The sequence below is a fragment of the Protofrankia sp. CiP1_Cm_nod4 genome (genome assembly GCF_982290645.1).
The window spans coordinates 20795-27079 of the sequence record NZ_CEVIVC010000078.1 but is presented as its reverse complement, the minus strand read 5'-3'; the positions used below and the strand labels follow the sequence as shown (position 1 = coordinate 27079).

The following is a 6285-nucleotide window of genomic DNA, read 5'->3' as shown; positions in this document are numbered from 1 at the left end:
CGTGACGTCCCCCGTGGCCTCCCCCGCGCCCTGACCCTCGCTCATCCCTGCGACGCTACCGCCCACGCGCACGCCGCACCCGCGGTCGAACCCGACCGAACCCGTAGGTGACAACCGTCGTACCCACAACGTTTTTCACCTACAGCCGCGGAAGCCGTAGGTGAAAAAGGCTACCGTGACAACGGTTTCCACCTACGGCTCCCGCCATGACCGGCGTCGACGGCTTCCAGCCATCAGGTTCCAGACGTCGGCTTCCAGCCATCAGGTTCCAGGGGCAACCGCATCAGCAATCCACAGCATTGGTTCGGTCAGCGGCTAATTATGATCCACATACAAGGCAGGCGGTATCGCTCGACTACCACGGAGCGCCTCGACCGGTCACAGGATCGGAGGAAGAAGGGCTCAGTGGATGCCGCATTCGGTTTTGGTTGAGCCGGTCCAGCGGCCGGCGCGGCCCTGGCCGCGTTCGGTGCACGGCCAGCAGCCGACCGAGTCGTAACCGTCGGAGAGCAACGGGTTGACGATGACGCCGTGCTCCTGGACGTAGCGCTCGACGTCCTCGTCCGTCCAGGCCGCCAGCGGGTGGATCTTCACTTTGCCGCGGCGTTCGTCCCAGCCCACGGCCGGCAGGTTCTTACGGCCGGCGCTCTCGGCCCGGCGCGAGCCCGCCGCCCACGCCTGGTAGGGGGCGAGCGCCCGGTCCAGCGGCACGACCTTGCGCATGCGGCAGCACTGGTCCGGGTCGCGCTCGAACAGCCTCGGCCCGTGCACGGCGTCCTGACCGGCCACGGTGAGCTGCGGAGCGACGCTGATCAGCGGCAGGTCGTAACGGTGCCGGACCGCGTCCCGGGTGCCGATCGTCTCGGCGAAGTGGTAGCCGGTGTCGATGAACACCACCGGAACGTCCAGCCGGATCCGGGAGAGCATGTCGACGAGCACCGCTTCGGCCATGGACGCGGCGACGACAAGCCCGCTGCCGAACTGCTCCACCGCCCAGCCCAGGATCTCCTCGGCCGGCGCGCCCTCCAGTTCGTCACCGGCGCGTAGGGCCCGGGCCCGCAACGTGGCGTTCATCAACGTCTCTCCTCCACTGCCACGGCCGCCGCCGCGGCTGCTTGTTCCCCCCGCGTAGCTGCGTCTTCTCCCCGCGCAGAGGACTGGACGGTACCGGCAGCAATGCCGGCGGAAAGCGGTGGCACCGCGACCGCGAGCGCGGTCATGCTGAGCCGGAACGCCCGCCGGCAGCTTCCGCACGACCACTGGCCGTGGCCGGAACCGGCGGCGGCGTCCCCGGCCGTCTCGGGCGGCAGGTAGGGGACGAGGTCCTCCTCGCCGCAGTACGGGCAGTAGAACGGGACCGAGTGCGCGCCGGCCATCAGCCGCCGCCGTGGCGCTCGCCCGGCGCGTCCACGCCCGCCGCCGAAGCGGCCCCGCCGGCCGCGCCGGCACCGGCTCGTACGGACGCGACGAAGAGCGCGGACTCGTCCACCCGTTCCACCCAGTCCGCGAAGGACTCGCCCTCGCCGCGGCCCGCGGAGTAGGCTCGCAGCAGGCCGTCGACGTAGTCGACGACCCCGGCGGAGGTGACCTTCAGCCCCCGGGGCTTCCGGCCGAGCCGCGACCGGGTGCCGAGATGACCGCCAAGGTGGATCTGGAACCCCTCGACGAGCTCCCCGGAGGCGTCCGGCACCAGGGAGCCCTTGAGCCCGATGTCGGCGACCTGGAAACGCGCGCACGCGTTGGGGCATCCGTTGACGTGGATGCCGATCGGCTCGTCGAAGTCCGGCAGGCGGCGCTCGAGCTCGTCGATCAGCGAACCGGCCTTCCCCTTGGTCTCGACGATGGCGAGCTTGCAGAACTCGATACCGGTGCAGGCCATGGTGCCGCGCCGGAACACGCTCGGCCGCACGACCAGGTCGAGTGCGGTGAGCTCGGCCTCCAGCTCGTCGGCCCGGGCCGGATCGACGTCGAGGATGACCAGCTTCTGCGTGGTCGTCGCCCGGATGCGGCCGGCGGCGAAACGGTCGGAGAGGTCCGCGACCGCGGCCAGTGTGGTGCCGGTCAGCCGCCCGGCGCGGGGTGCGAAGCCGACCGCGAACCGGCCGTCGCGCTGCCGGTGGACGCCGATGTGGTCGCGTCCCTCGTTACGCGGCGGCGCCGGCGGCGGGCCGTCGGGCAGCGCCGCGGTCAGATACTCCTTCTCCAGGGTGGCGCGGACCCACTCGGGGCCCATGTCGGCGACCAGGAACTTCAGCCGGGCCCGGGTGCGCATCCGCCGGTAGCCGTAGTCCCGGAACAGGCTGGCCACAGCGTGCCAGACCTCGGCGACCCGCTCGGGAGCCACGAAGGTGCCGAGCCTGACCCCCAGCTTCGGGTTGGTCGACAGGCCGCCGCCGACCCACAGGTCGTAGCCGGCACCGAGCTCGGGGTGGACGACCCCGACGAACGCGATGTCGTTGATCTCGTGCAGCGTGCAGTGGTCGGCGCAGCCGGAGATGGCGCTTTTGAACTTGCGCGGCAGGTTGCTCAGGGACTCGTCGCCCACGTACCGCCGGACGGTCTCCTCGATCGCCGGGGTGGCGTCGATGACCTCGTCGCCGTCGACGCCGGCCAGCGGGCAGCCGAGAATGACGCGGGGGGTGTCACCGCACGCCTCGGCCGTCGTCATCCCGGCGCCCTCCAGCGCCGCCCAGATCGCCGGCACGTCCTCGATGCGGATCCAGTGCAGCTGGATGTTCTGCCGGTCGGTGACGTCGGCGACGTCCCGCCCGTAGCGGGTGGAGATCCCGGCGATGACGCGGAGCTGGTCGCTGGTCAGCCGGCCGCCGTCGAGGCGGATGCGCTGCATGAAGAACGGCGCGTCGAGATCCTCGGGCTCCAGGACGGCCGTCTTGCCGCCGTCGATGCCCTCCCTGCGCTGGGTGTACAGCCCCCACCAGCGGAACCGCCCCCGAAGGTCCTGCGGGTCGATGCCGGCGAAGCCCGTGTAGGGGTAGCGGTTGAGGATCCGGTCCCGGACGGCCAGGCCATCCTGGTCCTTCTTCATCCGCTCGTTGGGGTTGAGGGGCTCCAGGTGGCCGAGCGCCCACTGGCCCTGCCCCTTCGGACGGGACGGGCGCGCGGAACGGGAACGTGCGGGGGTCGTCATCGAATCTCTCGCAACCGTGTGCGGGTGCGCCGACAACAGGCCGACAACATCAACATGTCGACAGGATGCGGTGGCGCGGCGGAAAGGTCAGCGGCGGAAAGGTCAGATGTGGCGCGGACAGACCGCGCTGGCGACCCTGAGCAGGTCGACATGCAGGCGCGCGACCAGCCCGAAGTCGACCAGGGCCGCGGAGTCCGCCGAGGCGCGGCCGGCGGATGTGAAGCCGGCCCACGCGGGACCCGAGCCGAAACCCGTCATGCCTGAACCGGTCAGACGGAGATCCGGGCGCGCGGTCACGGGCCCATGCTTTCACATCGGACGCCCGTAAGACAGCGAATGCACCCAGCAGCAGGATAAAATTACGGAGCGTTCAAAATTTGGATGGATGACGGCCGGCGGACCCGTCCCGATTTCATTGTTCAGTGGACCGGTGGATAAACAGGCCAACGGCAATAAACAGATCGACCGGCCGGACGGGTCGCGGCCGGACGGTGATGCCGATGGCCCGGCGCGGGAACGCCACCTGGGCACCGACGGCGGGCCTCACCCTACGACCTCACGCGAGCCGCGGCCGAGCCTCACGCAAGCCGCGGCCAGGCCACGCTCCGGCGCGGGACCGGCCAGCCGGCTCGGCACGGGAGCGCCGTCTGACAGCGACAGCGGGCCTCGTGCGAGCCGCGGCCGGTCGACGGCCCGATGCGGGACCGGTCAGCCCGGCCGCCCGCTGGGCCGAGGGCGCACCCTGGGCCGGGGGCGCGTTCTGGGCCGGCTCGGGCCGGCTCCCGGGCCGGTCGATGGTTCAGCTCTGGGCCGGCCGGCTCGCGACGGTCCGGACCGGAGCGCGTCCGCACACGTCCCGCAGGCGGTCGACCAGGCTGTCAACGGCGAGCCCCTTCTCGATCAGGGCGTGCGCGCCGAGCGCCGAGGCCTGTTCGCCAAGAGCCCGCTCGGAGAAACCGGTGAAGATGACGACCCGGGCCCGGGGCGCCGTCCGGCGAATCACGGGTAACGCCGCGAGGCCGTCCATGATGGGCATGGCGACGTCGAGCAGGACGAGGTCGGGGTCGGTGCGCGCCACGATCTCAATTGCCTCGGCCCCGTCCCTGGCCCGGCCGACGATCACGAAATCGGGCTCCATGTCCAACAGGAGACAAACGAGATCGCGTACGCCGTCGGCATCGTCGGCCACCACGACGCGGACGGCATCCTGCGCACCCGGCTCTCCGTCCATATCCGACGTTCTACGCCGTGCCGGTACCACCCGCCCATCGTCATTCAGGATGGTTTCCGGAGCTAGCCCCCCAGCGAATCCCCCAAAAGGAGGACAGCCGTCTGCAAAGGGAGGGTGGTCATCGCCACCGGACACCCACAATCACACCTGTTCATAATCGCGAAACGATGCGGAAGGACTGTGCGTGGATTGTCATCGATGTCCGGCCGGCGGCAACACCGATGACGGCTGCCGGTAACCTTCGGCCACCCGAGGCGACGGCTCCGACGTCGGTCGTCGTACCGGCCCGCGGCCGGCCCACCCGTGCCAGCGGGGTGTCCACGGCGCCGCGCCCATCGGGCCTGCGGGGCCCAGGGGCCGGTGGGGGCCCATAAGGGCTATGTCCGCGTGCACCCACCCGCGAGGCCGGCCGGCCGCCTGTTCCGGGGCGGCCCCGGCAGCGCCATGTCCGCGTGCGCCCACGCGCAAGGTGCCCGGAGCAGGCCGCCGATGGCGGGACGCGCGGGTGCCCGGAGGCGCCCACGCGAGCCGCCCGCAGGCGGCTCTGCCGATGGTCAGGCTTCGCCGATGGCCAGGCTGATTGTGTCCGGATGCGCCCACACGCGAGATCCTGGCTGTTCGAGCGCACCGAGCGGCGCGAACGCCAGCCCGCGCGAACTCCTGGCCCGGCATCCACGGTGCCCTGTCCGTCGGTGGAGCCGCTCTCCGGTTCTGACCAGCAGGCCACGCCCCGGTCCTGACCAGCAGGGCCACGCGCCCCCTCCGGAGGCGGCGCCGGAAAAGACGGAACGAGCCGTCGCCGATGACGGAATATATCGTTATGAAAAGAACGCCGTGTCACCGTGGGCCGCGGGACACATCATGATGGACGGCGACCGGTGCGGCACCGTAAATATGTACCCGCCCGTGCCGGTACCCGTTCGGCCGTTCGTACCCGCCCGTGCCGTCCACCCGTGCCTATCCACCGGCGAACAGCACGTCCACATCCGCTGGGACGGCGTCGCGGGCCGCCGCCCGCCGGGCGAAAGCCGTTATTCCCGCGAGCTGACGCCTCCCCAGGGAGAAATCCAGCGTGGTGAAGTACCGCGTCAGCGTCGCCACGTCGAAAACCTCCCAGCGCGCCGCGTGCCGGGCCACGGCGTCCACCTGGCGCAGCGCGAGATCGAGGCTGCCCCGGAAGGCGTCGTGCACCTCCTTGACCACCCCCGGGTAGGCCTGGGCGAAGTCGCGGCGCGCCGCCCACACCGCGAACACCATCGGCAGGCCCGACCAGTCCCGCCAGGCTGCGCCCAGGTCGACGACATGCAGCGGATGCGCGTCCCCGGCGTTCTCGGCGTCATAGGTGGCCCGCAGGGCCACATCGCCGATCAGTACGGCGGCGTCGGCCTCACGCAGCATCAGGGGAAGATCGGGAGGCATGACCGTGTAGGCCGGCCACAGCCCCAGCCGGTCCTCCAGCAGCATCTGCGCGAGCAGCACACTCGTCCGTGACGTCGAGCCCAGGGCCACCGACCGGATCCGCTCCACCGGCACGGCGCTGGCGAGCACCACCGACAGCACCGGGCCGTCGGAGCCGACCGCGATGTCCGGCAGGACGACAAGCTCGTCGGCGTGCCGCAGGTACTCGACCAGGCTGATCGGGCCGATGTCGAGATCGCCCGCCACCAGTGCCTCGTTGAGCCGGTCTGGAGTGTCCTTGGTCAGTTCGACGTCCAGTACCGCGCCGGAGTTCACCAGGCCCCAGTAGAGCGGGAGACAGTTGAGAAACTGGATGTGGCCGACCCGCGGCCGCCTGAAAACGGACGCCGGCACGGACGGGACCGACACCGGCACGGCGGGCACCGGCACGGCGGGCTGCGAGCTCTGAGTCGGCAGCGACGGCGGCACCGTGTGCCCGGCCTCCTGA

General features: G+C 71.0%; 6 protein-coding genes. All 6 read right to left on the bottom strand.

The features are described 5' to 3' along the window. Positions 1 to 402: 402 nt before the first annotated feature. The gene (locus tag AC5LSR_RS15410) at positions 403 to 1074 is read right to left on the bottom strand and encodes a phosphoadenylyl-sulfate reductase (protein WP_250283257.1); all 672 of its coding nucleotides are present in this window, start codon (positions 1072 to 1074) and stop codon (positions 403 to 405) included. Beyond that, positions 1074 to 1376 carry a hypothetical protein gene (locus AC5LSR_RS15405; RefSeq protein WP_250283259.1) on the bottom strand — a complete coding sequence of 101 codons (303 nt, stop codon included), beginning with the start codon at positions 1374 to 1376 and terminating at the stop codon, positions 1074 to 1076. Before AC5LSR_RS15405 ends, AC5LSR_RS15410 begins: the two co-directional genes overlap by 1 nt. Then, positions 1376 to 3148 (bottom strand): nitrite/sulfite reductase, encoded by a 1773-nt coding sequence (locus AC5LSR_RS15400; RefSeq protein ID WP_250283261.1) that lies wholly within the window; start codon positions 3146 to 3148, stop codon positions 1376 to 1378. The genes AC5LSR_RS15405 and AC5LSR_RS15400 overlap by 1 nt, the downstream gene beginning before the upstream one ends. Positions 3149 to 3250: 102 nt before the next feature. After that, the gene (locus AC5LSR_RS15395; RefSeq protein WP_250283263.1) at positions 3251 to 3445 is read right to left on the bottom strand and encodes a putative leader peptide; all 195 of its coding nucleotides are present in this window, start codon (positions 3443 to 3445) and stop codon (positions 3251 to 3253) included. Positions 3446 to 3947: 502 nt separating this feature from the next. After that, positions 3948 to 4379, bottom strand: coding sequence for a response regulator transcription factor (locus AC5LSR_RS15390; protein WP_250283264.1), 432 nt, complete (start codon positions 4377 to 4379; stop codon positions 3948 to 3950). Between the two features lie 957 nt (positions 4380 to 5336). Then, positions 5337 to 6221: a menaquinone biosynthetic enzyme MqnA/MqnD family protein gene (locus AC5LSR_RS15385; RefSeq protein WP_493468609.1), complete on the bottom strand. Its 885-nt coding sequence runs from the start codon at positions 6219 to 6221 to the stop codon at positions 5337 to 5339. Positions 6222 to 6285 lie beyond the last annotated feature (64 nt).

Coding starts and splice junctions, on each gene's coding strand:
- AC5LSR_RS15410 (WP_250283257.1), bottom strand. CDS start 1,074: ATGAACGCCACGTTGCGGGCCCGGGCCCTACGCGCCGGTGACGAACTG.
- AC5LSR_RS15405 (WP_250283259.1), bottom strand. CDS start 1,376: ATGGCCGGCGCGCACTCGGTCCCGTTCTACTGCCCGTACTGCGGCGAG.
- AC5LSR_RS15400 (WP_250283261.1), bottom strand. CDS start 3,148: ATGACGACCCCCGCACGTTCCCGTTCCGCGCGCCCGTCCCGTCCGAAG.
- AC5LSR_RS15390 (WP_250283264.1), bottom strand. CDS start 4,379: ATGGACGGAGAGCCGGGTGCGCAGGATGCCGTCCGCGTCGTGGTGGCC.